The sequence below is a fragment of the Nocardiopsis sp. N85 genome (assembly GCF_028882275.1).
GTDB classification, from domain to species: domain Bacteria; phylum Actinomycetota; class Actinomycetes; order Streptosporangiales; family Streptosporangiaceae; genus Nocardiopsis; species Nocardiopsis lambiniae.
Map to the genome: position 1 here is coordinate 1 of NZ_JARBUT010000029.1, position 24,821 is coordinate 24,821.

The 24,821-nt window shown below is 70.1% G+C and carries 27 protein-coding genes; 16 read left to right on the plus strand and 11 right to left on the minus strand.

Going from position 1 to position 24,821, the window contains the following annotated elements:
* Nucleotides 1–202 precede the first annotated feature (202 nt).
* Nucleotides 203–511 carry a hypothetical protein gene (locus PWG71_RS27045; RefSeq protein WP_274812860.1) on the plus strand — a complete coding sequence of 103 codons (309 nt, stop codon included), beginning with the start codon at nucleotides 203–205 and terminating at the stop codon, nucleotides 509–511.
* 57 nt (nucleotides 512–568) lie between these two features.
* Here the strand turns inward: PWG71_RS27045 and PWG71_RS27050 are convergent, their stop codons facing one another.
* Nucleotides 569–847 carry a hypothetical protein gene (locus PWG71_RS27050; protein ID WP_274812861.1) on the minus strand — a complete coding sequence of 93 codons (279 nt, stop codon included), beginning with the start codon at nucleotides 845–847 and terminating at the stop codon, nucleotides 569–571.
* A 79-nt stretch (nucleotides 848–926) separates the two neighbouring features.
* Here PWG71_RS27050 and PWG71_RS27055 point away from each other — a divergent pair, with 79 nt between their 5' ends.
* The 4 genes from PWG71_RS27055 to PWG71_RS27070 all read left to right on the plus strand — a co-directional run bounded on the left by PWG71_RS27055 (nucleotide 927) and on the right by PWG71_RS27070 (nucleotide 4,640).
* Complete coding sequence (locus tag PWG71_RS27055; RefSeq protein ID WP_274812862.1) at nucleotides 927–1,274, plus strand: VOC family protein; 348 nt, start codon at nucleotides 927–929, stop codon at nucleotides 1,272–1,274.
* Between the two features lie 417 nt (nucleotides 1,275–1,691).
* Nucleotides 1,692–2,672, plus strand: coding sequence for a helix-turn-helix domain-containing protein (locus PWG71_RS27060; protein WP_274812863.1), 981 nt, complete (start codon nucleotides 1,692–1,694; stop codon nucleotides 2,670–2,672).
* 609 nt (nucleotides 2,673–3,281) lie between these two features.
* Nucleotides 3,282–3,701 (plus strand): peptidase inhibitor family I36 protein, encoded by a 420-nt coding sequence (locus PWG71_RS27065; RefSeq protein WP_274812864.1) that lies wholly within the window; start codon nucleotides 3,282–3,284, stop codon nucleotides 3,699–3,701.
* A 69-nt stretch (nucleotides 3,702–3,770) separates the two neighbouring features.
* Nucleotides 3,771–4,640 (plus strand): hypothetical protein, encoded by an 870-nt coding sequence (locus PWG71_RS27070; protein ID WP_274812865.1) that lies wholly within the window; start codon nucleotides 3,771–3,773, stop codon nucleotides 4,638–4,640.
* Between the two features lie 570 nt (nucleotides 4,641–5,210).
* On the opposite strand, the gene PWG71_RS27075 is transcribed toward PWG71_RS27070, so the two are convergent.
* Complete coding sequence (locus tag PWG71_RS27075) at nucleotides 5,211–5,891, minus strand: hypothetical protein (protein ID WP_274812867.1); 681 nt, start codon at nucleotides 5,889–5,891, stop codon at nucleotides 5,211–5,213.
* A 148-nt stretch (nucleotides 5,892–6,039) separates the two neighbouring features.
* On the opposite strand from PWG71_RS27075, the gene PWG71_RS27080 reads away from it, so the two are divergent.
* From PWG71_RS27080 to PWG71_RS27095, 4 genes are all read left to right on the plus strand, one after another.
* Entirely contained in the window at nucleotides 6,040–7,032 is a 993-nt protein-coding gene (locus PWG71_RS27080; RefSeq protein ID WP_274812868.1) for a hypothetical protein, read from the plus strand.
* A 101-nt stretch (nucleotides 7,033–7,133) separates the two neighbouring features.
* Nucleotides 7,134–7,475, plus strand: coding sequence for a hypothetical protein (locus PWG71_RS27085; protein ID WP_274812869.1), 342 nt, complete (start codon nucleotides 7,134–7,136; stop codon nucleotides 7,473–7,475).
* Between the two features lie 544 nt (nucleotides 7,476–8,019).
* The gene (locus PWG71_RS27090) at nucleotides 8,020–8,655 is read left to right on the plus strand and encodes a hypothetical protein (RefSeq protein ID WP_274812870.1); all 636 of its coding nucleotides are present in this window, start codon (nucleotides 8,020–8,022) and stop codon (nucleotides 8,653–8,655) included.
* Complete coding sequence (locus PWG71_RS27095) at nucleotides 8,652–9,254, plus strand: hypothetical protein (protein WP_274812871.1); 603 nt, start codon at nucleotides 8,652–8,654, stop codon at nucleotides 9,252–9,254. The genes PWG71_RS27090 and PWG71_RS27095 overlap by 4 nt, the downstream gene beginning before the upstream one ends.
* Before the next feature lie 68 nt (nucleotides 9,255–9,322).
* Here the strand turns inward: PWG71_RS27095 and PWG71_RS27100 are convergent, their stop codons facing one another.
* Together PWG71_RS27100 and PWG71_RS27105 are read right to left on the minus strand one after the other, a co-directional pair.
* Nucleotides 9,323–9,925, minus strand: coding sequence for a TetR/AcrR family transcriptional regulator (locus tag PWG71_RS27100; RefSeq protein WP_274812872.1), 603 nt, complete (start codon nucleotides 9,923–9,925; stop codon nucleotides 9,323–9,325).
* Nucleotides 9,926–9,947: 22 nt separating this feature from the next.
* A complete protein-coding gene (locus PWG71_RS27105; protein WP_274812873.1) occupies nucleotides 9,948–11,150 on the minus strand; it encodes an acyltransferase family protein in 1,203 nt (400 codons plus the stop codon).
* A 232-nt stretch (nucleotides 11,151–11,382) separates the two neighbouring features.
* Between PWG71_RS27105 and PWG71_RS27110 the strand changes: the two genes are divergently transcribed.
* The gene (locus tag PWG71_RS27110) at nucleotides 11,383–12,141 is read left to right on the plus strand and encodes a hypothetical protein (RefSeq protein ID WP_274812874.1); all 759 of its coding nucleotides are present in this window, start codon (nucleotides 11,383–11,385) and stop codon (nucleotides 12,139–12,141) included.
* 210 nt (nucleotides 12,142–12,351) lie between these two features.
* Nucleotides 12,352–14,943: a glycoside hydrolase family 9 protein gene (locus PWG71_RS27115; protein WP_342456009.1), complete on the plus strand. Its 2,592-nt coding sequence runs from the start codon at nucleotides 12,352–12,354 to the stop codon at nucleotides 14,941–14,943.
* A 183-nt stretch (nucleotides 14,944–15,126) separates the two neighbouring features.
* On the opposite strand, the gene PWG71_RS27120 is transcribed toward PWG71_RS27115, so the two are convergent.
* The gene (locus tag PWG71_RS27120) at nucleotides 15,127–16,248 is read right to left on the minus strand and encodes a PQQ-dependent sugar dehydrogenase (protein WP_274812875.1); all 1,122 of its coding nucleotides are present in this window, start codon (nucleotides 16,246–16,248) and stop codon (nucleotides 15,127–15,129) included.
* A 199-nt stretch (nucleotides 16,249–16,447) separates the two neighbouring features.
* Between PWG71_RS27120 and PWG71_RS27125 the strand changes: the two genes are divergently transcribed.
* Complete coding sequence (locus PWG71_RS27125; protein ID WP_274812908.1) at nucleotides 16,448–16,876, plus strand: hypothetical protein; 429 nt, start codon at nucleotides 16,448–16,450, stop codon at nucleotides 16,874–16,876.
* Between the two features lie 47 nt (nucleotides 16,877–16,923).
* Here PWG71_RS27125 and PWG71_RS27130 read toward each other — a convergent pair whose 3' ends face one another.
* Together PWG71_RS27130 and PWG71_RS27135 are read right to left on the minus strand one after the other, a co-directional pair.
* The gene (locus PWG71_RS27130) at nucleotides 16,924–17,460 is read right to left on the minus strand and encodes a DUF1360 domain-containing protein (RefSeq protein WP_274812876.1); all 537 of its coding nucleotides are present in this window, start codon (nucleotides 17,458–17,460) and stop codon (nucleotides 16,924–16,926) included.
* Complete coding sequence (locus tag PWG71_RS27135) at nucleotides 17,457–19,337, minus strand: glycoside hydrolase family 15 protein (RefSeq protein WP_274812878.1); 1,881 nt, start codon at nucleotides 19,335–19,337, stop codon at nucleotides 17,457–17,459. The genes PWG71_RS27130 and PWG71_RS27135 overlap by 4 nt, the downstream gene beginning before the upstream one ends.
* Before the next feature lie 165 nt (nucleotides 19,338–19,502).
* Between PWG71_RS27135 and PWG71_RS27140 the strand changes: the two genes are divergently transcribed.
* A complete protein-coding gene (locus PWG71_RS27140; RefSeq protein ID WP_274812879.1) occupies nucleotides 19,503–20,519 on the plus strand; it encodes an SDR family oxidoreductase in 1,017 nt (338 codons plus the stop codon).
* A 47-nt stretch (nucleotides 20,520–20,566) separates the two neighbouring features.
* Complete coding sequence (locus PWG71_RS27145; RefSeq protein ID WP_274812880.1) at nucleotides 20,567–20,935, plus strand: DUF3140 domain-containing protein; 369 nt, start codon at nucleotides 20,567–20,569, stop codon at nucleotides 20,933–20,935.
* Nucleotides 20,936–21,032: 97 nt separating this feature from the next.
* Here PWG71_RS27145 and PWG71_RS27150 read toward each other — a convergent pair whose 3' ends face one another.
* The 3 genes from PWG71_RS27150 to PWG71_RS27160 form a co-directional block, all read right to left on the minus strand.
* Entirely contained in the window at nucleotides 21,033–21,617 is a 585-nt protein-coding gene (locus PWG71_RS27150) for an O-methyltransferase (protein WP_274812881.1), read from the minus strand.
* A 143-nt stretch (nucleotides 21,618–21,760) separates the two neighbouring features.
* A complete protein-coding gene (locus PWG71_RS27155) occupies nucleotides 21,761–22,363 on the minus strand; it encodes a DUF2326 domain-containing protein (protein WP_274812882.1) in 603 nt (200 codons plus the stop codon).
* Nucleotides 22,363–22,761: an ABC-three component system protein gene (locus tag PWG71_RS27160; RefSeq protein ID WP_274812914.1), complete on the minus strand. Its 399-nt coding sequence runs from the start codon at nucleotides 22,759–22,761 to the stop codon at nucleotides 22,363–22,365. Before PWG71_RS27160 ends, PWG71_RS27155 begins: the two co-directional genes overlap by 1 nt.
* On the opposite strand from PWG71_RS27160, the gene PWG71_RS27165 reads away from it, so the two are divergent.
* Together PWG71_RS27165 and PWG71_RS27170 are read left to right on the plus strand one after the other, a co-directional pair.
* Nucleotides 22,747–23,331, plus strand: a complete 585-nt coding sequence (locus tag PWG71_RS27165; protein WP_274812909.1) for a DUF5753 domain-containing protein — start codon at nucleotides 22,747–22,749, stop codon at nucleotides 23,329–23,331. The genes PWG71_RS27160 and PWG71_RS27165 overlap by 15 nt on opposite strands.
* Nucleotides 23,332–23,335: 4 nt before the next feature.
* Nucleotides 23,336–23,542, plus strand: a complete 207-nt coding sequence (locus PWG71_RS27170; protein ID WP_274812883.1) for a DUF397 domain-containing protein — start codon at nucleotides 23,336–23,338, stop codon at nucleotides 23,540–23,542.
* An 80-nt stretch (nucleotides 23,543–23,622) separates the two neighbouring features.
* Here PWG71_RS27170 and PWG71_RS27175 read toward each other — a convergent pair whose 3' ends face one another.
* Entirely contained in the window at nucleotides 23,623–24,624 is a 1,002-nt protein-coding gene (locus PWG71_RS27175) for a hypothetical protein (protein ID WP_274812884.1), read from the minus strand.
* Between the last annotated feature and the right edge of the window lie 197 nt (nucleotides 24,625–24,821).

Genomic DNA, 24,821 nt, shown 5'->3' on the forward strand with positions numbered 1-24,821 from the left:
CGGGCCTGCCAGATCACCCGCGCTGTGCCGGTCCTTCAGCTCCGCGAAGCAGGATGAAAAAGGCTCAGTGAGGTCGTCATCGGACACGTACTCCGCTCTGACCCGTTGTGAGTACTCCGGGAGGCGCCCCGGACGCGCTCAAACGCCCTACCCCACAAACGGGTACGGTTCGTTCCCGAGCCCCGGACGGGAGGCGACGCGTATGGCACTGGTCCGCAAGGGCTCTCGCCACATCATCGTGGACGGCATCACCTACCGGTGGCGGGTACGGCACCGGCCGACCTACGCACAGGCCCTCTGCGGGACACCCATGACCTTCGCCGTGGAACCGGCGGAGAAGCCGGGACGGACCCTCGTCGTCGCCACTCAGCACCCGCACCCGGGAGCCTGGCTGTCGATGACTCCGCCCGCTTCCGTGACCCCGGCCATCGTTTCCGTCGCCATCCGCGAGGCCCTCACCCAGGGATGGACCCCGGAATCCCCCGGGTCAGCCCACCACATGAAGCTCTAGCCCCACCACTGTGCCCCTTGCGTGCCGGTTCGGGTGGCAACGGACGGGAACCCAGGGTCACTCGTACAGGCGGATCCACTCGACGTGGACGCGGCGCCTCCCGCCGTCGATGCGGTAGGCGGTCCGGCCCCCGGAAGCCCCGGCGGTGAGGTGGTGGGACTCCGCGACGGCTCCGCGACGAACGAGGACCTCGTCGATGGAGGCCCGGCCGTGGTCGAGGAAGTCGGGCAGTCGGCCGGAGAGCCCGGGGGCGTGTGCGGCACTTTCCGCGGGCTCGACATGGCCTCCCGCAGACGGTTCAGGGACATGCCGGACTTCACACGTCAGGACGCTCATCGAAAGTGCGTGCGAAAACCGGTGTGGCGTAGTGATACTGGGAGTCTCAAAGCACGTCCGTTCTCATTTGGAGTCGTCGATGGCCGTTCGCCGTGTCGTACCCAACGTCCACTCGGAGGCCGAACAGGAGAGCCGTGAGTTCTACGGTCTCCTCGGCTTCGAGGAGGTCATGAATCACGGCTGGATCATGACGTTGGCCTCCCCATCCAGTCCGATGGCTCAGGTCAGCTTCATGTCCAGCGACAGGACCGCGCCGGTCACGGCCGACATGAGCGTCGAGGTGGACGATGTGGACGCGGTCTACGCGGTCGTACGGGAGAGCGGCGCGGAGATCGTGCACCCTTTGCGGGATGAGGAGTGGGGAGTGCGCCGGTTCCTCGTCCGTGACCCCAACGGCCAGGTCGTCAACGTACTGGGCCACCGCTGAGGATCTCCCCGGTTCGTGGGTGAAGGAGTCGGTCATCGATGACCGCGGCGAGGAGGTGCGCTCCGTAGTGGTCAGCGGGTTCCCGTGTTCGGGCAGGCCGGCGACGGGCGGTTCGGCTCCCGGTATCCGCTCCGCGCGAAGGACGTCTCCTGGCGTTCCAGGCGCACCAATCGGTGTACGGCCGCGCTCTCAAGAACCGTGAAGGGACGGGATCCGCGTGAACGGGGCTTCGGGACTACGGGGCTCGGATCCGGTTGCCCCATGGCCCGGGAACCGACGCCGTGGGACGCTGAACGCGTCCCCGGCATGGCATGCGGCGAAAGACCCCTGAAAGCGCCATCCCCGATTCTGTGGGCACACCGCGACGACGGGTGGACCCGCCCGGTAGCGGACAGCCGAGTGTGAAGGACAGACACGGTGATCGAGTCCGAGTTCAACACCGACGACCTACCCGGAGCGGATCGTTTCGAGGTGTGGCGCCGGCACGTGTCCCAGGCACCGACCCCCATGGACGCGACCAGCGACGGGATCGAGGACTTCCGGGTGCACCAACTCGATCTGCGCCTGGACGCCGCGCGTGTGTGGAAGATGGAGTTCAGGGCACTGGCCCTCCACCGGACGGCACCGCTGATCAGACGCTCCGATCCCGAGGCGTACAACGTGTGCCTGGTACGGAGCGGTTCGCTGGAACGCGGCTGCGGCGCACGGGAGGTGGTCTACGGCCCGCACGACATACACGTCAACGACTCCTCCAGGCCTTTCGATGTCCAGGCACCGAGCGGAGGGGGACTCGTCACGAGCGTGGGGGTCGACATACCCAAGAAGCTGCTGTCCCTGCCCTCACAGCGGGCCGACCGAATGTCCGGTCTGCGGCTGTCGGGACGCGAGGGGATCGGGGCCCTCCTCAGCGGCTTCCTGATCCAGTTGACCGAGAACCCCCGGTCCTACTCCCCCGCCGACGGGCCCAGGTTGGCGCTGACCCTGGGCGACCTGGTCTCGGCGCTGTTCGCCCACACTCTGGAGGCCGAGGGCGACCTGGTACCGGAGAGTCGCGGGCGAAGTCTGTCCCTGCGCATCCGGGCCTTCATCCACGAGCACCTGCACGACCCGCAACTGACCCCGGCCGCGATCGCCACTGCGCACCACATCTCCACCAGCTATCTGCACCGACTCTTTCAGCAGGACGGCACCACGGTCGCGACCTGGATCCGGGAGCAACGTCTGGAGCGTGCCCGCCTCGGTCTGACCGATCCGGCACTGGCCGAGGTACCGATCCACCGCATCGCCGCGCGCTGGGGTTTCCGTCATCCCGCCGCCTTCAGCCGAACCTTTCGCGACGCCTACGGAATCGCTCCGAAGGACTATCGGCACCGGCGCCTCGATCCGGAGCGGCCGTAGAGGCGGTGTCGGCGAACGCGGGTGGTACGGATCGGCCGTTCGCGCGCCGTGATCGCCCGGGGCCATGGAACACGCCGGCACGGGAGGCCACCTTCCGTCCGGCGTCACCCCGGGTGGGCATCAAAGGTGGAGGGAACGTCAAGGAACCGTGGACTCCGGGCCAACGACATCGGGGGACGAAACCGCGATCGTTGAAGAACACCGGACGCCGGGCGCCCCCAACGCCAGCCTCTACGGCCGTCCGCTCTACCCCCCAGGGAGCGAGGTCATGATGACCAGCCCACGCGGACCGACCGGTCCTCCCAGCTCGACCCCCTAGGCGACGACCGGGAGCACCGGGCCGGCCGCGTCCGGCTCACCTCATCGTCCCTCGATCGAGATCCCTTTCATAGGCGGCGGCGCCCGTCAAAGGTCATGCGTTGATCGGCGAGAAAACCTCACGGTACCGACCAGCGGCCACGGTATCGCACGGAAATTCCCTTGAATTATTTTCGTCGGACACCCGTGCCCGAATGAAGCCATTCAAGGAAGAATCCGTCGCCCACCGTTTCACAAAGAGACAAGAAGTAAGATTTCGCCTGCGACGGCGACTCAACAAAGGAAATGAACATGCAGCGGAAATTCGGCACCACGGTGAGGATCGCGACGCTCGGCTTCATCGGAGCACTGGCCCTGGGGGCGGGAACGCCCGCCATGGCCGTCGAGACCACCGACGTGGGCGCCCAGGCGCTCCGGTCGCTCTACGTCTACGAGCACGACAACTTCAAGGGCCGTTCGGCGCACCTGACCGCGAACGACAGTAACTTCTCCGACAACTATTGGAGTGGGGGTACCACCGCCACCATCGACGACAACATCAGCTCTTTCAAGAACAAGGGCTCCTATCGTGCCGTCATGTACCCGTCGGCCAACTACAGCGGTGCCCCCTACACCGCAAAGGGCCACTCCGAGGACAAGGACCTGAGCAAGAACTCGAACAACCCTCCCAACTTCGACAACAAGGCTAGCTCGGTCAGGTTCGTCATCTAGGAGAAGACACCGGCGGGGGCGGTGCCGAACACGGCGCGGCCCCCGCCCGGGTGGGAAAGTGAGCGGTACATGCGGATTCCCCGTGCCCTTCTCGCGGTCGTCCTTCTCACCATCGTGGGCTGTTCGATCACCGAGGCCGAGGAGGAGGCCCCCGAAGTGGGAGAACGGGTGGGCGACCTGTGGGTCCCCTTGGACGACTACGGATTCTCCAGGCTCGACATGCTCACGGTCCAATACGCCGAGGACCTCTTGATCGGAGACTGCCTGAACGCCGTCGGCCTGGAATGGGACCCGCTGCCGTCCCCTCCCGAGCAGGACACCGACCCGCTCAACCGCAGGCGTTACGGCCTGGTCGAGCCCGAACTCGCCGAACTCTACGGCTATCACCTGCCTCCTCCGACAGAGGACCAACGGGAGCGTGATCGGGTCTGGCAGGCCCGAGAGGTCCTGCCCCGAGCCGAGTGGGTCGCGGCCTATGGCGAAGACGGGGACGGTGGGTGCCTCTCCGAAGCGCGAGAGAGGCTCTACCGAGACGTTCCGGCGATCGACACCACGCTGTTGAACGGCCACATCGGGCAGACCTTCGAGGCCTCTCAGGAACACCCGGAGGTCGTGAGCGCCTTCGGTGAGTGGAGAACATGCATGCTCGCGAAGGGGTTCGACTACGCGGCCCCGCTGGACGTCCACGCCGATCCCGCCTGGACCGACTCCGCGGAGCCCTCACCCCGGGAGATCACCGTGGCCGGAACGGATGTGCGCTGCAAGGAGGAGACCGGTCTCGTCAAGGTGTGGTCCGCAGTGGAGGAGGAGATACAGAGTGAGGTCATCGATTCCCATCCGGAGGACTTCGCCTTGTTCGCGCGGGCGAAGGAGGCCGAAATGGAGGCCGCGCGCAGCGTGATCGAACAGAGCGGAGCCGTCGGTTCGGCACAAGACTGACCTCCGGCACGGCCGCCACGCGGACCGCAGGTGCGACCCGACGACGCGGACCGGCCCCACTGGGAGCGCCCTGGCCCGGGGACGTGTCCGCCGCCACGGTCCTCACCCGGAACGCGGTGCGTCCCGGGATCCTCGTGTTCGGGCAGGCCGGCGACGGGCGGTTCGATTCCCGCCATCCGCGCGGACTCGAAAACGGCCGGGAGGCCCGCTGGGAACCGAGGGCCCGGCCGTCTCGCTCTCTTGGAGGCGACTGCCCGGATCCTCGCTGAGCGACTGCGTCGCGCGTGGGCGGGGCCGTCCTGGTGAACGTGCTCGTGGCCGAGTACTTCATCGTGCGGCGAACCCTGAGGCCGCTCGCCCGCAAGCAGAAGGCCGTGAGGGCTCCCCCGCGCGAACGACCACCGGTACCGCCGCCCTCGTGGGTGCGAGCCACCCGGCCGGGAACGGCCCGAAGCGGAAGGCGGTGTCACGGGCTCTGCGGGGCCACGGGGTTCCAGGGCGCTGGGGTGAGTGTGGCGGCCTCCGACGCTGAGAGGTCGCGCCCGAAGTCGACGCCGCGGGCGGAGATCCTCAGTGACGGGGCCGGAACGGAGGTAGGGCGCGGAAGGCCGGATCGAACCGCAGGGAGTACGCGAGCGCCCCGAGCAGTCTCCGGGCCCGCGAGAGCGGGTGGTCCGGGAAGTGCGCGTCCCACCCGACGTCCTCCGCCTGGTTGCGCGGGGTGCCGCCACCGATGTCCTGCGCGTAGGGATGCCGTGCCCAGGCGGCCATGGCCGCGGGGAGGTCTCCCCGGTACTGCTGGAGGAACCCGGGGAAGAGCGCCGCCTCTCGGGTACCCGTGACCGGACCTTCGACGCACTGGACCTTCACCACCACGCTGCACCGGTCCCGGGGAACGGTGTACGTCCCCAGGTAGGCCATGCCCCGCTCATGGTGGGGCTGGGGCCCCTTGACCACCTGGCGGACGGCCGGCATCCCGTCCAGACCGACCACGTCGAGTTCGACCAGACCCATGCCCCCCTGCGCCGTACGGGCGCTCATGTGGGCGCGCAGGTTCGCGGGGTCCTCCACGGGGGCGGGCAGGTCGGGCACGACGTTGAAGAAGTCGAGGACGACCGCGTCACCCGTGCCGTCGAGCCACACGTTCTCCTGGACCTGCCGGAAGGGACGCGTGTCGAACGCGACCGGTGTTCCGGCGAGTCCGAAGGGCTGCGGGACGCCCTGGTGGTGGGGGTGCTGATGAGGGGGCATGACCGCACACTATCCAGCCCTTCGGTCGTTCTCGTCCTGGTTCGTCCGGGGCACGCGGGGCGTCCTGCGATCACGACGGGCGACATCGCCGATGTTCCGCGAGAACGCTCCGGGCCCGCCGCGCGGGAGAGCGGGAGAAGGGGAATCCATGACGCCACACCCGATCACCGTGGTGACCGGCGGCGGTCGGGGCATCGGCGCCGCCGCCACCCCGTGCTCCCCCGACGAGTACGTGCGCCACGCGGTGACCGAGGCCGTGGTGGACGCCATGCCGGTCGGTCCGGTCGAGGAATCGGGGCCGTCCGGAAACCGGGTCGACGCGGTCGCGGCCGGGGCGATCGAGGCCGACACGGACGTCACCGTGGGCGACCCGGATCGCCCGGCCGAGGCGGCGGCCGCGATCCCGCTGCGACGTGCGGGTCGTCCGGAGGAGACCGCCGCCGCGATCGCCGGGTCGTCCCCCGCGTCCGCCTATACGACCGGGACCGTGCCGGGGGCGGGTGGGGACCGACTCCGGACTCCGGAGTTTCGCGGAACGGCGGAGGGGCAGAGTCCTCCGCACAGGAGGTTGCCCCCCGTGGAGACGACGCCCTTGGTCCTCTTCGTCCTGGTGGTGATCGTGGTGGCCGTGGGCACCGCGATCGCCGTCCGCTCCTCGATCCTTCCGTCACGCCGCACGGCCCGGCTCAGGAGACGCTTCGGCGCCGAGTACGAGCACGCGGTGCGGATCCACGGTGACACCGAGACCGCCGAACGCGACCTGTCCGCGCGGCTGTCCCGCCGCACCGAGCTGCGACTGCGGGCCATCCCCGAGGACCTGCGCGACGGCCACGTGCGGGCCTGGATCGCGGTCCAGCAGGGGTTCGTCGACGACCCGGAACGCTCCGTGCGCGATGCCCGGGCCGTGATCGCGGCGATCGCCCTCGACCTCGGGCATTCCCCCGGCGAGGACTTCGAACGCCTGCTGGACACCCTGTCGGTGGACCATCCGGAGGAGGTCGCCGAGGTGCGCCGTATCCGGGACGACGACACGGGGGGCACCGAACACCTGCGCGGATCGCTGGTGGCCCACCGGCGGCTCGTGGACGCCTTGTTGGGCGGGATCGACACGGTGGGCCGGGGATCGGAGACGCAACGTTGAACCACTTCGAAGCGGACACGCGCCGCCGGGTGCGGTGGACCCTGCGGGCGCACGAAGGGGGTGCGCGGGCGGCGCGCTCCGTGGCACGACGGAAGGCGGACATGGTGGAACACCCGACCGACGAGGTGGTAACGGTGCGGGCCGAGGTGCGCGCGCCGAGGGCGGAGGACGGTTGGCGCCCCCGGCCGCGCGGGGTGGACACGGAGCTGGCCCGACGGCGTCTGGACGGCGCGATCACCGGTTTCGTGGACGACCCTCGGAGCGCGGTGCACGAGGCGGACGCCCTGGCCTCGGAGGTCGCCGACGCGCTGGTGGCCGAGATCGAGTCCCGCCGGGCGGCGTTGCGCGCCGCGTGGGACGAGGGCGCCGACACCGAGACCCTGCGGTTGGCGTTGCTGTCCTACCGCGCCTTCGTGCGGAACCTGGTCGGAGACGCCCGGTAGCCAACGGGTCGAGGGGGACCGCGGGGGGCGGTGGCACCCGCACGCCGACCTGCGCGACCGTTCGGGCGCCCGGGAGCCCGTGGCCGCGCAGACCGCGCAGGCCCCGCAGACCGCGCAGACCGCGCAGACCGCGCAGACCGCGCAGACCGCGCCGCGAGGCGCCTCCGATGCGTTCACCGCTTGCGAAAAGCCCGCGCGAACTGCGAAGACGCTATCTCATGATGGTAACGGTCGATAATGTCAGACCGTTCCTTCGGGGTGGTGAAAATAATCCGAGAGGGGACTTCGGCCATTGTTCCCGCCGATGTGACGGACGCCCCGGACGAGGCTCGGGGCGACCCCCTCCATCACCCGGGACGACCGGAGAAGAGCACTCTGAAGTGCCGGTATCCTCTGTACCTTCGTCCCGGCCCCCTGGATCCGCACAGGGGCGCGGCGAATTTTTTTCCCGCTTTCACCTGCGATGATCCCCCCATGTCGCGCATACCGCTGTTTCACCGGAAAAAGCACGGGCAGTGGATGCCGACATAGGAGGTGCACTCGCATGGACACGACGATTCTCATCATCATCGGCGTGGTGGCCATTGTGGTCATCGGTGTCGGAGCGGTGCTGATCTTCGGGACGTCGAAGGTCCCGTTGGGGAACACCACCCGACTGAAGAAGCGCTTCGGTGCCGAGTACGACCACGTGGTCACGGCGCACGGCGGCGACACGAAGGCGGCCGAGAGGGAACTCTCCGCCCGTCTCGATCGCAACGACAAGATCCGGCTCCGCACGCTCACCGACGAGGAGCGAGCGCGTCACCGGGACGCGTGGCTCGCCGTTCAGCGGGAGTTCGTGGAGAACCCCGAGCGTTCCGTCCAGGACTCCCGCAGGGTCTTGACGGCCGCCATGACCGATCTCGGGTACCCGGTCGAGCCGTCGGGGACGGACACCCGGGGCTTCGAGCACCATCTGGCGGACCTGTCGGTGGACCACGGTGACGAGGTCGCCGCCGTTCACAGGGCCGAGGAGCCGGACACGGACACGGACACCACCGGCACCGAGCGGCTGCGCGAGGTCCTGATGGCCCATCGCGACCTGCTGGACGTCATGCTCGACGGTCCTTCGCGACCGCGACGGGCGGGCGGCCTGGTGCCGAAGGCACGTAACGGACGGGAATCGGAGGTAGCGCGATGAGAGGTTCCGAGAACATCACCGACGACACCGAACGACGGGAGGGCGCGCGACGCCGGACCGGCGAGCGGACCGGCCCGCCCACCAACGACACGGGTGCCGCCCGTCCCACGGGGCGGGGAAGCGGCACCGGCACCGGGCGGGCGGACACGGCTCCCGTGGCGGTCGACGCCGAGGTGCGCGACCCCGGGACGACCGGGACCACCGTGCCCGCGCAGGGCACCGGACGCACCGGCCCCGCGGTGAACGACGAGAGGCCCGGTAAGGCCACGACCGCCACCGGCGGAACGCGCTCCGAGGGCCGGGACACGCCGGTCGAGGGTGACCGGGACCGGAGCGGATCGCGGCAGGACGTGGACCGCGAGCGGGTGCGCGAGCGTCTGACCACGGCGATGAACGGTTTCGTGGACGACCCCGGCAAGGCCGTGGGCGAAGCGGACGCGGTGGTCGACGAGGTGACCGAAGCGGTGATCTCCCGGCTCCGGGAGCGCCGTTCGGGCCTGCGGTCGGCCTGGGAAGAGGGGGCCGACACCGAGCGGCTCCGGCTGGCGCTGCGGGAGCACCGCGCGTTCGTCGATGACCTGCTCGACGGCCGCTTCTAGGCGGCGCGCCTTCGGGGGAAGGCGCACGGGAGCGCGGACGCCCCGGGACCTCGGTCCCGGGGCGTCCGTCATGTCCGCCCGAGGATGCCCCGGGCGATGAGCCGTTGGTTGACCCGACTGCGTTCGGCGACCACATCCGGATCGAACACGGGCCGGGACGACCCGGCCGCCATGACGGGTTCGAGCAGCATCGGCCCGAGGATGAGGAAGAGCACCTGGTAGGGCTCCCACCGGCCGGTCACCTCGTCTTCGGCCGGCCCGTCCCGAAGACCGTCGAGACGGGTGCGCACCCCCTCCAACAGACGGGTGAAGAGTGCCGCCCCGGCGTCGTTCCCCTCCAAGAGGGAGCGACGCAGGTACTCACGGCGAACCTCGTCGGTACCGAGGAGGCGAGCACTCGCGCCGCCGAACGCGGCCAAGAGCTCTCCCGGGTCCGTCGTCTCCACCCCTTCCATCAGGGTGTCGAAGTCGTCCAGGACGTCCTCGTCCACGGCCGCGCGCAGCCCCTCCTTGGAACCGAAGTGATGCCGGACCAGGGCGTGGGAGACGCCGGCCCGCGCGGCGACGGCCCGCAGGGAGGTTCCCGCGAAACCGTTCCGGGCGAACAGGGCCAGGGCCGCCCGCCGGATGCGCGCCTTGGCCGTGAGGTCGGCCTCGTTGCCGTGGGTCATGGTCGCCCACCTTATCGGGCCGTCACAGGACCCGGCGCAGTACCGGGGTCCTGGACAGGAGCCGGGCCAGGAGCAGACTCGCGACGGTGCCCACGACGGCGACGATCACGAAGGCGGGCCACGGGGCCAGGTCGAGGGTCGCGTACTGGAGGGCGACGACCACGGGCACATGGATCAGGTAGACCGTGAACACCAGGGCGCCCGCCTCGGCCACCCGGGGCGAGGGACGGTTCGCCCAGCGCCTGAAGGCGGTGAGGAGTCCGATCGACAGCGACACGCACATCACCGTCTCCACGGTGGACCACAGCAGGGACCCCGTGGTCAGGCCGCCGGGGGCGTAGAGCACCTCGATCCGGGAACCGAACGACAGGTGGGCCGCGGCGAGCACCCCGCCCACCGCGAGCCACGCCAGGCCGGCCCGTTCACCGAAGGAGGTGAGCCAGCCGTGCCGGTAGGCCAGGAGGCCGACCCAGAAGAAGGACGCCTGGAGGGCCAGGTCCGCCGGTTCGGTCTGGATGAACTCCAGCAACGGGATCCAGGTGTCGACCGGGTAGGGAACGCGCAGCAGGAAGGTGGAGACCGAGACGACCACGACGAAGCCGCATATCGCGATCGTCCCGGGAGGAGCGGAGGGGACCGCCTTGGGCGCGCGGGGACGGCCGAACCGGCCGGCGACCCACCGCCAGGCCGCGTAGAGGGACACGTAGACCAGCAGGTGCTGTAGGAACCACAGGTGCGCGAACTGGCGGTCCGGCCAACTCGGCCCGGTCCAGCCCTGCGGCGTCTCCCCCTCTCCGAGGTAGACGTCGAGGTAGTAGGTGAGCGGATCCAGGGACGGATGGTCCCGGAAGTTCTGGTGGTACGGGTACATCAGGGCCGGCACGACCACGAAGAAGCCGATGAGGACGAGCGGCAGGAAGCGCCGGAAGCGGTGCCCCAGGAAGCGCGCGCCTCCCTGGCGGTCGTGGGCGGCGGGAACGAAGAAGGCCGACACGAACAGGAAGAGGCTCATGAGGAACGTCCCGCCCACTCGGGCGATCTCGGCGAGTAGCGCCGATCCTCCTTCTCGTTCGACGTACCACCAGTCGGCGGGACCGTAGGGCTGGGCGGCGTGCAGGACCACCACCAGCACGATGAGAAAGAGCTTGAGCGCGTCCAGGTGGTGGAGGCGGCCGGTCCCCTCCACCACATCGCGCTTTCCATTTGGATTATTTGCTGTCCACATGGACAGCAGAATAGATCGGCACGGCCCCGCGCGCGGCGGTGGCACCCGATCCCAGGGCGAATTCGGGGTTCCCCTTAGGGGTGCGTCCCGACCGCGACCGCCCGGCACGCGGTGTGCCCGCCCGGGCCGACGAGTTGTAGCATCGTGGCCGGATCTTCCCTGTCCGCGTGTCCCCCCGTGCCGGAGAAGGCCGTGCGACAGGGCTTTGCGGCACACACGGGAGCGGATGTCCATGGACGTTGAAGAAACCCAGGTCATGAGCAGGACCGGGGAGTTCACCACCACCCTGAGCTGGCAGGAGTCCGTGCGCGGCCGGGTCGCCGCGGCCATGGACCGCTTCTCGGGTCCGATCGCCGATCTGGTGGCGCGCGACGCCAACGAAGGGGACACCCGTCTGCTCATCGCCGATTTCTTCAGTGTCGGTCTGAACTTCAGCAAGTACCAGGACCTCACCACCGAGTACCGCACGAGCGGGGAGTCCAACGACTACGCGATCGTGCTGGACGGGAAGCTCTTCGCCCCGGTGGAAGTGCGCGGGATCGGCCAGGAACTGGATCTGCGCAACATCCAGATGGCCCGCCGGTTGGCCGCCCAGGAGGGCGCGGAGTGGATCTTCCTGACCAACGGTCGGATCTGGCGGGTCTACCACCTGCGCCCCGAGGGTTCGGGCACCCGACCGGTCGTGGTGGTCGACGCGGACCTGAGCGACCCCGACGCCTACCACCGCAACCTGGACCAGTTGTTCCACCTCACCCGTGAGGCCATCGCGCACGGCCGGCTGGACGCCCTGCGACGGTGGCGCGAGGCGGTGGAGGCGGCCCCGCTGTCCGGTCTGGTGACCGAGGACTCCGTGGTGGCGGCGGTGCTGAACGAGTTGCGGGAGAGCACCGGGCACCCCGGGCACGCCGGCGACGCCGAGGAGGTCCGCGAGGTCCTGGGGGAGCAGGTGATCGCGCGCGGGCTGTCCTCGACCCCGCCTTCGGAGGAGTGACCGCGGCGGTCCGGCGGGGGAAGGCCGACGGCGCCCTCCCCCACGGGCCGTTCCGACCGCGTCGTTCCGGGGGGGTCGGGCGCGAACCGACGGGAAATCCCTCGCACAACCCCCATTGACAGGTGTGACGGGTGACACAAAAATGGTCATACCTTTCAATTGGGAGCGCTCCCAAAGTGCTCTCGGTCCGCTCGGAAGGACGACCCCCCCTTGAGTCCACGACGAACCACGGCGGTCCTGGGCACCGCCTCACTGTTGGTCCTCTCACCGATCACCCCCGCCACCGCCGAACCCACCGACGGAGAAGCCGTCGAACAGATCGTCAACGGCGACTTCTCCGACGGGACCACCGGCTGGTGGGGTACCCCGCAGGTCGCGTTGACCGTCACCGAGGACGAGGTCCTGTGCGTCGACGTGCCCGGGGGCACGGCCGACCCGTGGGAGGTCATCGTCGGCCAGAACGACGTGCCGATCGTCGCCGGTGAGTCCTACGCCTTCTCGTTCACCGCCTCCGGCGCGCAGGGCCGACCGATCCGGGCACTGGTCCAGGAGGCGGTCGACCCCTGGCGCACCGAATTCGACGAACGCCCCGTCCTCACCGAGGAGATGACCGCGTACGAGTACGTGTTCACCGCCTCATCGGACCACGACGCCGCCCAGGTCGCCTTCCAGATCGGCGGCTCCGCCACCCCCTGGACCCTGTGTCTGGACGACGTCTCCCTGCTCGGCGGGGCCGAACCCCCGGTGTACGAACCCGACACCGGCCCGCCCGTGCGCGTCAACCAGGTGGGCTACCTGCCCGAGGGCCCCAAGAACGCCACCGTCGTCACCGACGCCGAGGAGCCCCTGGCCTGGGTCCTGACCGACGCCGACGGCACCACGGTCGGCGAGGGCGACACCGTCCCGTACGGACTCGACGCCACCTCCGGGCAGAACGTGCACACCGTGGACTTCGGCCACGTCACCGAGCCCGGTGAGGGCTACACCCTGACCGTGGACGGGGAGACGAGCCACCCCTTCGGGATCGGCGCCGACCCCTACCGGGCGCTGGCCACCGACGCGTTGGAGTTCTACTACACCCAGCGCAGCGGCATCGAGATCCTCGACGAGATCGCCCCCGGCTACGGGCGTGCGGCCGGTCACCTCGGCGTCGCCCCCAACCGGGGGGACACCGAGGTGACCTGCCACCCGAGTTCCCCCTGCGACTACTCCCTGGACGTCTCCGGGGGCTGGTACGACGCCGGGGACCACGGCAAGTACGTGGTCAACGGCGGTATCTCCGTGCATCAGCTGATGAGCGTGTACGAGCGGGCGCACACCGCGCCCACCGGGGACCCCGACCGGGTCGGTGACTCCACGTTGGCCGTTCCCGAACGGGACAACGGGGTGCCCGACGTCTTGGACGAGGCCCGCTGGGAGTTGGAGTTCCTGCTGTCCATGCAGGTGCCCGTGGGCGAGGAACTCGCCGGGATGGCCCACCACAAGGTGCACGACGAACGGTGGACCGGGCTCCCGCTGATGCCCGCCGCCGACCCCCAGCCGCGCTATCTGCACCCGCCGTCGACCGCCGCCACCCTCAACCTGGCGGCGACCGCCGCGCAGTGCTCGCGGGTGTTCGCGCCCTACGACGCCGACTTCGCCGCGACCTGCCTCGCGGCGGCCGAGACGGCCTGGGACGCCGCGGTGGCCCACCCCGACCGGTACGCCGAGGTGGGCGGCGAGGGCGGCGGCCCCTACAACGACGACGAGATCGCCGACGAGTTCTACTGGGCGGCCGCCGAGCTGTACCTGGCCACCGGGTCCGCCGAGTACGAGGAGGCGGTGACGTCGTCGGAGCTGCACACCGCCGACGTGTTCACGGCGAGCGGCTTCGACTGGAAGTGGACCGCGCCCCTGGGGCGGCTCCAGCTCGCCACGGTCCCGAACGACCTGCCCGACCGGGACGCCGTGCGCGCCTCGGTGGTCGAAGGGGCCGAGGCGTACGTGTCCGCCGTGGCGGAGCACCCCTACGGTCTGGCCTACGCCCCCGAGAACGGGGTCTTCGCCTGGGGTTCCAACAACCTCGTCCTCAACAACCTCGTGGTCGTGGCCACCGCCTACGACATCGGCGGCGAGACCCGGTTCCGGGACGCGGTCCTGGAGGGCATGGACTACCTGCTGGGGCGCAACGCCCTCAACAACTCCTATGTCACCGGCTACGGGACGGCGCACTCGCTCAACCAGCACAGCCGCTGGTACGCGAACCAGCTCGACCCGGGCCTGCCCAACCCGCCGGACGGCACCCTGTCGGGCGGCCCCAACTCCGACACCGGGACCTGGGACCCGGTCGCGCAGGCGAACCTGACCGGTTGCGCGCCTCAGTTCTGCTACATCGACCACATCGACTCGTGGGCGACCAACGAGCTGACCATCAACTGGAACTCGACCCTGGCCTGGGTGTCGGCGTTCGTCACCGACCAGGGTTCGGCGGCCCCGCCCGCGACGTCCACCTGCGAGGTGGACTACCGGGTGCACGGCACCTGGAGCGGTGGGTTCAACACCCAGGTGGTCGTGCGCAACACCGGTGACGCCCCCCTGACCGACTGGACCCTGACCTGGTCCTTCCCCGGAGCCCAGACGGTGAAGAACCACTGGAGTTCCGACCTGACGCAGTCCGGGCGCGCGGTGACCGCGCGATCGTTGGGCTGGAACAACGGTATCGCCGACGGAGACGAGGTGACCTTCGGTTTCGTCGGTTCCTCCGGCGTCGGACCGAACGCCTCACCCGAGCGTTTCACACTCAACGGGGGCGTCTGCGGCTGATCCCTCCCCGGCGGCGCGCGATCCCGGTACCGCGCGCCGCCGGTTCCTTCCGGGAAGGGAACGGGGCCCCACAGGAGAGCGTGGGGCCCCGTTCCCTTGCCGTCCGCCCGGGGGCGCCCTTCGGTGCGCTCCCCGTGCGAACGCCGTGTGTCGTGCCCACACGCTCCGCCGGACGGATCCGGCCTACTCCAGGGGGACGCCCATGACACGGTCGTCCCCTTCGGCGGGGTCGCCCCGTCCGTCACGGTTGCTGGTGGACAGCCACAGCGCGTCGCCCTCCGAGGCGACCGTCACCGTGCGCAACCGCCCGTACTCCCCCTCGAAGTGCGCCACCGGTTCGCCGACCCCGCCGTCTCCGGTGAGCGGCACCTCCCACAGGCGGGCACCGCGCAGGGAGGCCACCCACAGGGAGCCGCCCGCCACCGCCGCACCGCTGGGCGAGGCCTCGTCGGTGGTCCAGGTGACCAGCGGGTCGACGTACCCGTCGCCACCGCCCTCGCCCTCCACCTCGGGCCATCCGTAGTTGCCGCCCGGTTCGATCAGGTTGACCTCGTCCCACCGGTCCTGGCCGAACTCCGTCGCGTACAGGCGGCCGTCCTCGTCCCAGGCCAGGCCTTGGACGTTGCGGTGCCCGTAGCTGTAGGTGGGGTCGTCGAAGGGGTTGCCCTCGGCCGGTTCGCCTTCCGCGGTGACCCTCAGGATCTTGCCGCCCAAGGAGTCCCGGTCCTGGGACAGCGAGGGGTCGCCCGCGTCGCCGGTGCCGACGTACAGGAAGCCGTCCGGGCCGAACGCGATCCGGCCACCGTTGTGGTTGCCGGCCGCGGGAATGCCGTCGAGCACGGTCTCCTGTCCGACCAGCCCCTCCTCCGGGTCGTACTCCAATCGGGCGACGCGGTTGTCGGTTTCGGACGTGAAGTAGACGTACACGTACGGCTCGTTGGGGAAGGCCGGATCGACCGCCAACCCCAGGAGGCCGCCCTCGCCACCCGGGGACACGTCCTCCACGGTGCCCACGGGGGTGACGGTGCCGTCCTTCGCCACCCGGACCACCTCGCCGGAATCCCTCTCGGAGACCAGGATCGAACCGTCCGGCAGGGGTGCGACCCCCCAGGGGACGTCCAGGTCGGTGGCGTGGTCGCGGGGCTCTCCCGGGGCCGTGGACTCGGCGTCCGGTGTGTCGGCGGCGCGGGGGACGTCCCCCGCGGGTTCCGCCCCGCCTCCGGAGGCGCACGCGGCCGTCAGGGTCGCCGTGACGGCGACGGCCGCGATCCTTCCCAGGGTCCCCGTGTGCGGTGTGGGTCTCATGACCGCCCCTTACCCACCGGAACGTGAACGACCCGCCCGCTCCGGAGCGCGTCCCGGGGCCGCATGTGTGAGATCGGACCGTCCCGGTCAGTGGAAGGACACGCACACTCTCGAAGGGAACATCGGAATGAACCGGAGAAAGAGCGATCCTCCGCGTCACCCCTGGTTCAGAGGCGCGCTTCGGGGCGTGGTCGGCGCGATGGCCATGACCGGTATGCGTCAGGCGACGGTGGGCCTGGGGCTCCTCGAACGCACACCGCCCGAGGCGATCCTGCGCGAGGGCGCTCCGCCGCTCCTCGAAGCCGTCCCCGAGCACAGGAGGACGGCGGCCATCGAGCTGGCCCATTGGTCCTACGGGGCGGTGGCGGGTACCGCGTTCGCCCTCGTACCCCGACGGCTGCGCAGGTCGCGGCTGGCCGGTCCCGTCTACGGGGTCCTGTCCTGGGGGGTCTTCGAGACCGTCCTCGCGCCCGCGCTCGGTCTGGCGCACGCACGGCGTTCCCGTCCCGCGGATCGGTGGGCGCTGCTGGCCGACCACGTGTTCTTCGGGTTCGTCGTGGGCGCCGCCCCCGAGGCGACCGTCGCCGGTCCTTCGGCGGGAGAGGACGAGGGCGACGAACGACCCTAGAAGGTCCAGACGGGGCCCGGGGGATCCCGGGCCCAGGGTCGTTCCCGCTACTCCTCCTGGGTCTGCTGAAGCCGGGCGTAGGCCAGTTGCAGCCAGTCGGAGATGGCCACGGCGCTGAACACCGCTCCCGCGCCGCGGGTGAGGCGGGGGGCCAGGGCCAATCCGAAGGCGTAACCGGTGGCGATCCACTGGGCGGTGCAGAAGGGGCAGGTGATCAGCTCACCGACGACCTTGCGCGCGCCCTCGCCCCGCACCTCCTCGGACAGCTCCGCGGGTGCGGACACCCCCTGATAGCGGGTGAAGAAGACCCGGAGAGGGCTGGTGACCGGGTCCTTGGTCAGCAGGCGGGACACCTTGTGCGTGGTCATCCCCATCAGGGCCAGGTCCCAGGGCCCCACCGACGTGTCCCCCCGCCGCCCCCGCAGTTTCACCGCGAGCAGGCCCGTACCCACCATGGCCGCGTAGACCGAGACCGCACCCGCGTATCCGGCCAGGGGCCGGTCATCGCCGTTCGCGTAGGCCTGCGCCTCGCGGTGCAGGGTCTCCTTGACGTGCTTCCCGGTGCCGGTGATGTCATCGTTCATCGCCGTCGTCCCCCTCGTCTTCCGTCCTCGTCGTCCTCGTCGTCCTCGGGTCCTCTGCGGTCGACCCACGCGTGCAGGGCCTCGGCGTCCTGCGCGTACTCCAGGTTCATGGCCGCCTCGATCAGGGCCAGATGGGTGAAGCTCTGGGGGAAGTTCCCGAGCATGGTGCCGTCGGCCGTCATCTGCTCGGATTGGAGTCCGAGCGGTCCGACGCGCCCGCACAACTCCTCGAACCTCCGCCGCGCCTCCTCCCTCCGTCCCGCCAGCGTCAGGGCGGAGACCATGTCGTAGGAGCACAGGAGGAAGGCCCCCTCCGGGGAGTCGAGTCCGTCGTCGGTCGCGTCGGTGTCGTAACGGTGGACGAGGAATCCGGCCTCTCCCAGTTCGGCGTCCACCTGGTCCAGGGTCCCCTTGACCCGGGGGTCGTCCCCGTCGAGGAAGCCGAGCAGGGGAATGCGCAGCAGGGAACCGTCGACGCGGGAGGAACCGTAGTACCGGATGAAGGAACCGGCCTCGGAGTCGTATCCGCGTTCGAGCACCTCGGCCCGGATCGCGTCGCGCTCGGCGCGCCAACGGTCCAGGGGGACCTTCTCCTCCCTGCCGGTCAGGCGGACCAGACGGATGCCACGGTCCAGGCAGATCCAGGCGTAGACCTTGGAATTGGTCCAGTGCCGACGGTCCGCCCGGACCTCCCACACGCCCTCGTCCGGTTCCCGCCAGAGATCGACCGCCACCTCGACCACGGTGAGCAGCTGATCCAGTTCCTCCTCGCTCAAATCGCCGGTGACCTCCTGGTAGTAGAGGGCGGCGTCGAGGATGTGACCGTAGACGTCCAGTTGGTGCTGGCCGTAGGCGTTGTTGCCCACCCGTACCGGCCGGGATCCGGCGTAGCCGGAGAGGTGGTCGAGCTCCTCCTCTTCGGGCGGCTCCTCGCGTCGGATCGTCTGGACCGGGGCGATCCATCCCCGGGGCTCGCCGCACATGCTCAGCAGAAAGTGCAGGTAGTGCCCCGCCTCCTCGGTGTAGCCGAGCCGCATGAAGGCCAGGACCACCAGGGCGGCGTCCCGGTGCCACACGTAGCGGTAGTCCCAGTTGCGCTCCCCGCCGGGCCATTCGGGCAGGGAGGTGGTGGGTGCGGCGATGAGACCGCCGGTCTCCTCATGGAGGAGACCGCGCAGGACGAGCGCGCTCCTGTGCACGTGCTCGGCTCCCACACCCTCGTAGTCGCAGCGCGCCGACCACTCACGCCAGGCGGTGACGGTCTCCTCCAGCAGGTCCCGCGCTTCCCGCGCGTCGATCGACCGTTCACCTTCCAGGTGATCCAGGGCGAGGAAGGCCGTCTCCCCTTCGGAGAGCGTCGTTCGCCATTCGACGTCACCGTCGTCGTCGATCCACGGATCCGGTGTGCCGGAGAGCGACAGGCCCGAAGCCTCTCTCAGGTTTCCGTCCTCCCGCTTCCACGCGGGCCGGGCCCGGCCGAAGTCCGGTCGAGCGGCCACACGCGAACGCACCGTGGCGGTCCCGGATCGGCATTCCACCATGCGCAGGAGGAAACCCTCCCGATACAGGCCCGTCCTCCCACCGTCGCGCCGGAGCGGCATCAGGTCGAGCACCGCCACCTCTCCGCCCGGCCCTCGCCAGAGGCTCTCCAGAACGAGGGTGCCGTCCAGGTAGGCGCGTCGCTCCGGTCGGGCCCCGTCGACCTCCAGGGACCACGATCCTCCGCGCTCCGGGTCGAGGAGCCCCGCGAAGGGGGCGGAACCGTCGAAGGCCGGCGCGCACATCCACACGATCGCCCCATCGGGACCGGTGAGGGCCGCGGTATGGCAGTCGGAAAGGAAACCGTGCTCGCCGATACCGGCTCTGGTTCGCTCCATGTCCACCCTCCGGAACGGTCGTCCTGATTTCCCCTCCCATCCGACTGCCCTTGAGTCCTCGGATGAAACAGCAGGTGGAAGGCCCGGAAGCGGAGTACATGGACACGGCCATCGCGGGTAGTGGGACAGCGCGAACGACCGTTTCGGGGGACAACGGGAGGAACCATGGGACACGGACGGAAGACCGGGCGGGTCGTGGTGGTCAGTGGTGCCGGCGCGGGCGTGGGCCGGGCCACCGCGCGGGAGTTCGCCCGTCACGGTCACGCCGTGGCCCTCCTGTCACGGGGGGAGGCGGGGCTGACCGCCGCGGCGGCCGAGGCCCGCGCGTACGGCGTGCCGGTCCACACCGTGAAGGTGGACGTGAGCGACGCCGAGGCGCTGAGCGCCGCGATGGAGGAGATCGAGAGGGAGCTCGGCCCGGTCGACGTATGGGTCAACTCGGCGTTCGCCTCGGTGATCTCCCCGTTCATGGAGATCAAACCGCACGAGTACGAGCGGGTCACGGACGTCTGTTATCACGGCTACGTGCACGGGACGCGGATCGCCCTGGAACGGATGCTCCCCCGGGACCGGGGGGTGATCGTGCAGGTGGGATCCGCTCTGGCCTATCGGGGCATCCCGTTACAGGCGGCGTACTGCGGGGCCAAGCACGCGATCCGGGGCTTCACGGACTCGGTCCGCGCCGAACTGGTCCACGAGGGTTCCCGGGTGCGCGTCACGGAGGTGCACCTACCGGCGATCAACACCCCGCAGTTCTCCTGGGTGCGCACCCGGGTGAACGGGCGCACCCGCCCGGTGCCACCGGTGTACCAGCCGGAGGTGGCGGCCCGGGCGATCGTGTGGGCCGCCGAACACCCGACCAGGCGCAGATACCAGGTGGCCCCCTCGACCGTGGTCACCGTTCTGGGGCAGCGCCTGGCGCCGCGCCTGCTCGACCTCTACCTGGGCCACACGGGCTACGACGACCAGGTGCGCGACGAGAAGCCTCCCACCGAGGACAACCTGTTCTCCCCCGTGGACGAGACAAGGGACTTCGGCGCGCACGGGGAGTTCGACGAGGAGGCCAAGGAGCACAGCCTCTTCGACGAGGTGAACCGGCGCCGTGGCGCCCTGACCGTGGCCGGCCTGGCGGGGGCGGCCGCCGGGGCCGGATGCTACGCGCTCACCCGGCGGCGCACCTGAACCGCGGACGCCGGGGCGAAGGGGAAAGAGAACGAGGAGGAGGGGACATGGCCGAGCATGACGATCGTGTCGACGCGCTCTGGGACGCCTTCCACAGCGCGGTGAACATGACCGGTGAGGAATTGAGGGAATGGCTGCTCACCGACGCCTCGGGAGAGGAGGCGTTCGAGCGGCCCGACCCCGATCTCGGGGTGTCCGAGCGGGGTGAGGAGGTGGTGTCCGTTCTCCGCAAACGCCGTACGGACGTCACCGACGCCGACCTCGACCTCATGGAACAGGTCACGGGGTACGTGCGGGAACGACTGGCCGAACCGCGCCGCCAGGATGCCCGGTGGCGCCGTTCCCTGTTGTCGGTGGGGCACGACCCGTTGCGGCCGGACTCGGTCCGCCCCGACGAGGAGGACCTGGAGGGCTGAGCCGTACCGCGCCTCGGAGGGCCGTTCGGGCCCTTCCACGGCACGGCCGACCGACCGACCGACGGGCCGGTCGGCCGGTCGGTCATCGGCCGGTCGGTCAACGGCGGACCATGACCATGACCCCGCAGGACCAGCCCAACAGGGACAGGCGCTCCCAGCCCGAGCGCGATTCCAGGTCCGCGATGAGGGCCTCCACCGCCAGGCAGTGCCCCTCCGGCACCATCCCCTCGGGTTGCCGTGCCAGGTCGTCCACCACGTAGAAGCCTCCTGGCTCCACCAGCGACAACGCCTCGTCCCGATGGGTGAACCTGCCCGGCCAGGTGTCGGCGAACACCAGGTCGTAGCCGGGTCCGTCGGCCCGCGCGGTGAGCCACGCGCCGCCGTCCGCCTGGTGCACCCGCACCCGTGGGTCCGTCCCGTGGTGGCGCCGGGCCACCCCCAGGCACTCGGGATCGTGGTCGACGGTGTCCAGGGTGGCCTCCCGGTCCATGCCCGCGAGCAGCCACGCGGTCCCGGCGCCGGTTCCCGTGCCGAGTTCCAGGATCCGGCCGCCCGGTTTGGACGCGGCCAGGGCCCGCAGGAGTCGACCCACCTCCTCCTCACAGGACATGGTGAAGCCGATGGCCTCGGTGTCGGCCTCGATCGCGTTCAGGGTCTCGGGCCGCTGCCGGGTGACCTGCATGGGGATCCCCTCTCCGTTCCGGATGAGCCCAGGTTAGGACGGTCGTCCTCACGGGGCGAGGTCTTTCCACAGCCTGTGGACAAACCCGTGGACCGAACCGGGCCCGCTCGTCCGTGGAGACCCGTCCGGGATTTCGAGGACCCTCAGAAACGGAAGCCGAAGAGACCACCGTTCTCGGAGTCGTTCAATCGGGGCTCGATGACGTAGGGGTCCGCGACGAAACCGAGCCGCACCGCTTCGGCGAGGTCGTCGGAATTCATGGTCACGATGTACTGCATGCCTTCATCTCTGCTGACCTGCGCCGCCAGCTCCAGGGCACGGGCGACCTGCCGTTCGTCCACACCGTCGTAGAGCTTGCTGTCGTGGACGAGGAAGTCGGGACCGCGCCCGGCCCGGTGGGCGATCACGGCCCAGGTGAGGTCGAAGCAGAACACCTTCATGTTGGAGATGCCGGTGCTGTCGTCGGCTTCGAGCTTGAGCTCGATCTCCAGGTGGCTTCGCTTCGCCTGGAAGGTCAGGTAGGGAGCACGGGCATCGCCGTACAGGTACTCGGCGAACCGGTTGAACAGCAGGCTCGCGTGCCGTTCCTGCTCCTGTCGGGCTTCGATGTCCCGCTGGACCTCGTCTCCCAGCGCGGCCCTCTCCTGGTCGATCTGCCTGCGGCTCTGCTCCAGGGTGCGCGCGGCGTCGAGCCTCCGCCGGAGGTACTCCCGGTGCGCCTCCTCCTTGGCGAGCGCCCCCTGCATCACGGTGAGCGTGTCCAGGCCCCGCCCTCGTTCAGGGTGCGCAGGAGCGCGGCCTGGCGATCGCCCAGTTCCGCGCGCTCGCGCTCGCTCGCGGCCAGCTTCTCCCGCAGGGCGGCCGCCTCCTCGTCAAGGTACTGTCTGCGGTTCCGCACGACCGCGCGGTGGAACTCCTCCACCTGGTCGAACCGGGCCCGAACCCGGTCGCCGAGCAGTACGCCCATTTCCTCGTAGGCGCGTTCCAGGTAGTCATGGTCGGGTTCGCCGGACTCGCTGATCGAGCGCTCGATGTCGGCGAGGTTGCGCCGGTCGACGACGTCGGCCTCACGCGACTCGCGGATCCTGGAGTCCAACCGCTCCGCCTCGCGACGGATCCCCTCTATGACCTGGAGAGGGGTCACCGCTCCTACGCCAACATCGAAGCGCAGGTCACCGCCATCGAGATGTACCAGTCCCAGCTCATCCCGGGCCCGGCGCAGACCGAGGAATACGCCCGAGCGCTCATCAGGGCCACCATGCGTCCGGACAGTGACCTGGACCGAGAGATTCAGGTACGCCTCACCCGGCAGGAAGTAGTCAACCGCCCCACCCCACCGAACGTTTGGATCATCGTCGCGGAAGCCGCCCTGCGGCAACGCATCGGAAGCGCCTCCGTGATGGCAGACCAGGTAGAACACCTCATGGAGTTGGCTCAGCTCCCCGCAGTGACTCTCCAGGTTCTGCCTTACGGTGCGGGCGCACACGCGGCCTTGACACTGGCCTCCTTCTCCATCCTCCGAGTCGAGCACCACGGACTGCTGACGGTCTACCTCCAAGGACCGTCATCCCACACGTTCATGTCCGGCTCCGAGAACATCGAGCATTACACGAACATCTACAACCGACTGCGTGCTGCGGCGTTGAACGACGGATCTCTCACACTGGCACTGCTGAAACGTATTGCCCGAGAGCACGACCAAGACAAGGAATGACGTCATGAACACAGCGAGCGGTCTCCCCATCAGCGCTCACCGTTTCCGGAAATCCAGCTACTCGCAGAGCGAAGCCGCCTGTGTGGAGGTGGCCGAGTGGGAAGCGGGCGCGGCCGTGCGGGACACACAGCACCGGGAACCGGGCGCCCTCGCCTTCGCCCTCGGCGAGTGGCGGGCCTTCCTCGACACCGCCAAGAACGACACCCGCTGAAAGCGCGTGCGACCGGCCCCGGGCCGTGATTTCAAGGCCCGGGGCATCCATGTCATCGGTGGCCGGTCCGGCGAAGGCCGTCACAGGCCCCAGAGGCAGATCGCGGTGCGGTCGTCGCCGTGTTCCTCGGCTCGGAAGTCCAGCTGGGAGGCGAACTCCATCCGTCCGGGCACCCGGCCCGCGCCCCACTGGGCGGCCAACCGGTCGGCGGTCCCGGGGTCGCCCATCGGACCGGACAGGCCCGTGCCGCACATGAGGAGCGCTTCGCCGGGGGCGATGCGGTGCCCGTTGACGTGCACGCCGTCGGGCTCGGCGGGCAGGGTCGCGGGCAGCGGCTCCCACTCGCCCGCGCGCAGCAGCCGGGCGGCGGCGACGTCGGTGCCGAACAGCAGACAATCCGTGGTCTCTCCCTCCGGGGAGAGCCGGACCAGGGCCACCGTCAAGGCACCGACGGGGGCCGTCTCCATCGCCTGTTCCAAGAGCAGGGCGCACAGGCTCCGGAAGTGCTCCGGGTCCCGGAGCGGCGCGGCGATCTCCGGCATCCGGGCGGCCACGCCCCGCCACAGCAACCGGCGGACCCGGTCGGCGTCCCGGACGGAGGGGAACCCGCAGGCCGTGGCGGCCAGGACGAACCGCTCTCCCCCGTGCTCCAGCGGGTACAGGCCGAAGGACTCCTGACGAGGCCGCCCCTCGACGCGGTTGCGGTCCCCGCGCAGGGACACCGCGCGCACCGCCAGTCCGGGGTGATCGGCCTCGTCGATGATCGTGTCCGGGACCGGGCGGGAGGGCAGGCCCTCCGCCCGGACCGGCAGTCCGGTGTCGCGGGCCGCCGCCGCGCCCTCGACCCCCAGCAGGTCGCCGCCGATCTCGCCGACCGTGGGCAGTCCCAGCCGGTCCCGGAGCAGGACGGTCGTCTCCGTCGCGTCGGGGGACCGCTCCCCCGTGGCGCCCAACAGGGTCCGGTCGGCACCGGAGACGGTGACGCCCCCGTCGTCCAGGATGTCGGTGATCCCCTGTTCTCCGGGTTCCCGCCCATCGGGTGAGGCGAGCAGGTCTCCCACGTGCTTTCCGGCTTCGTCCATCGGCCCTCTTCCCTCGGTCGCGCCCACCGTTGGGACTCCGCCCGTTGGTTCCGGGTTCCCCGACGGCGCGTCCGGTTCAGGACGGCGGGATCCGCCCACCCGACACGGCGGAAGCGGGCCCCGCCGCCGGCGCGGAACGGGGAGGGCGGGCGGAGACCGCCACAGCCCCGCCCGCCCGGATCGAGTATTCCGGTGGT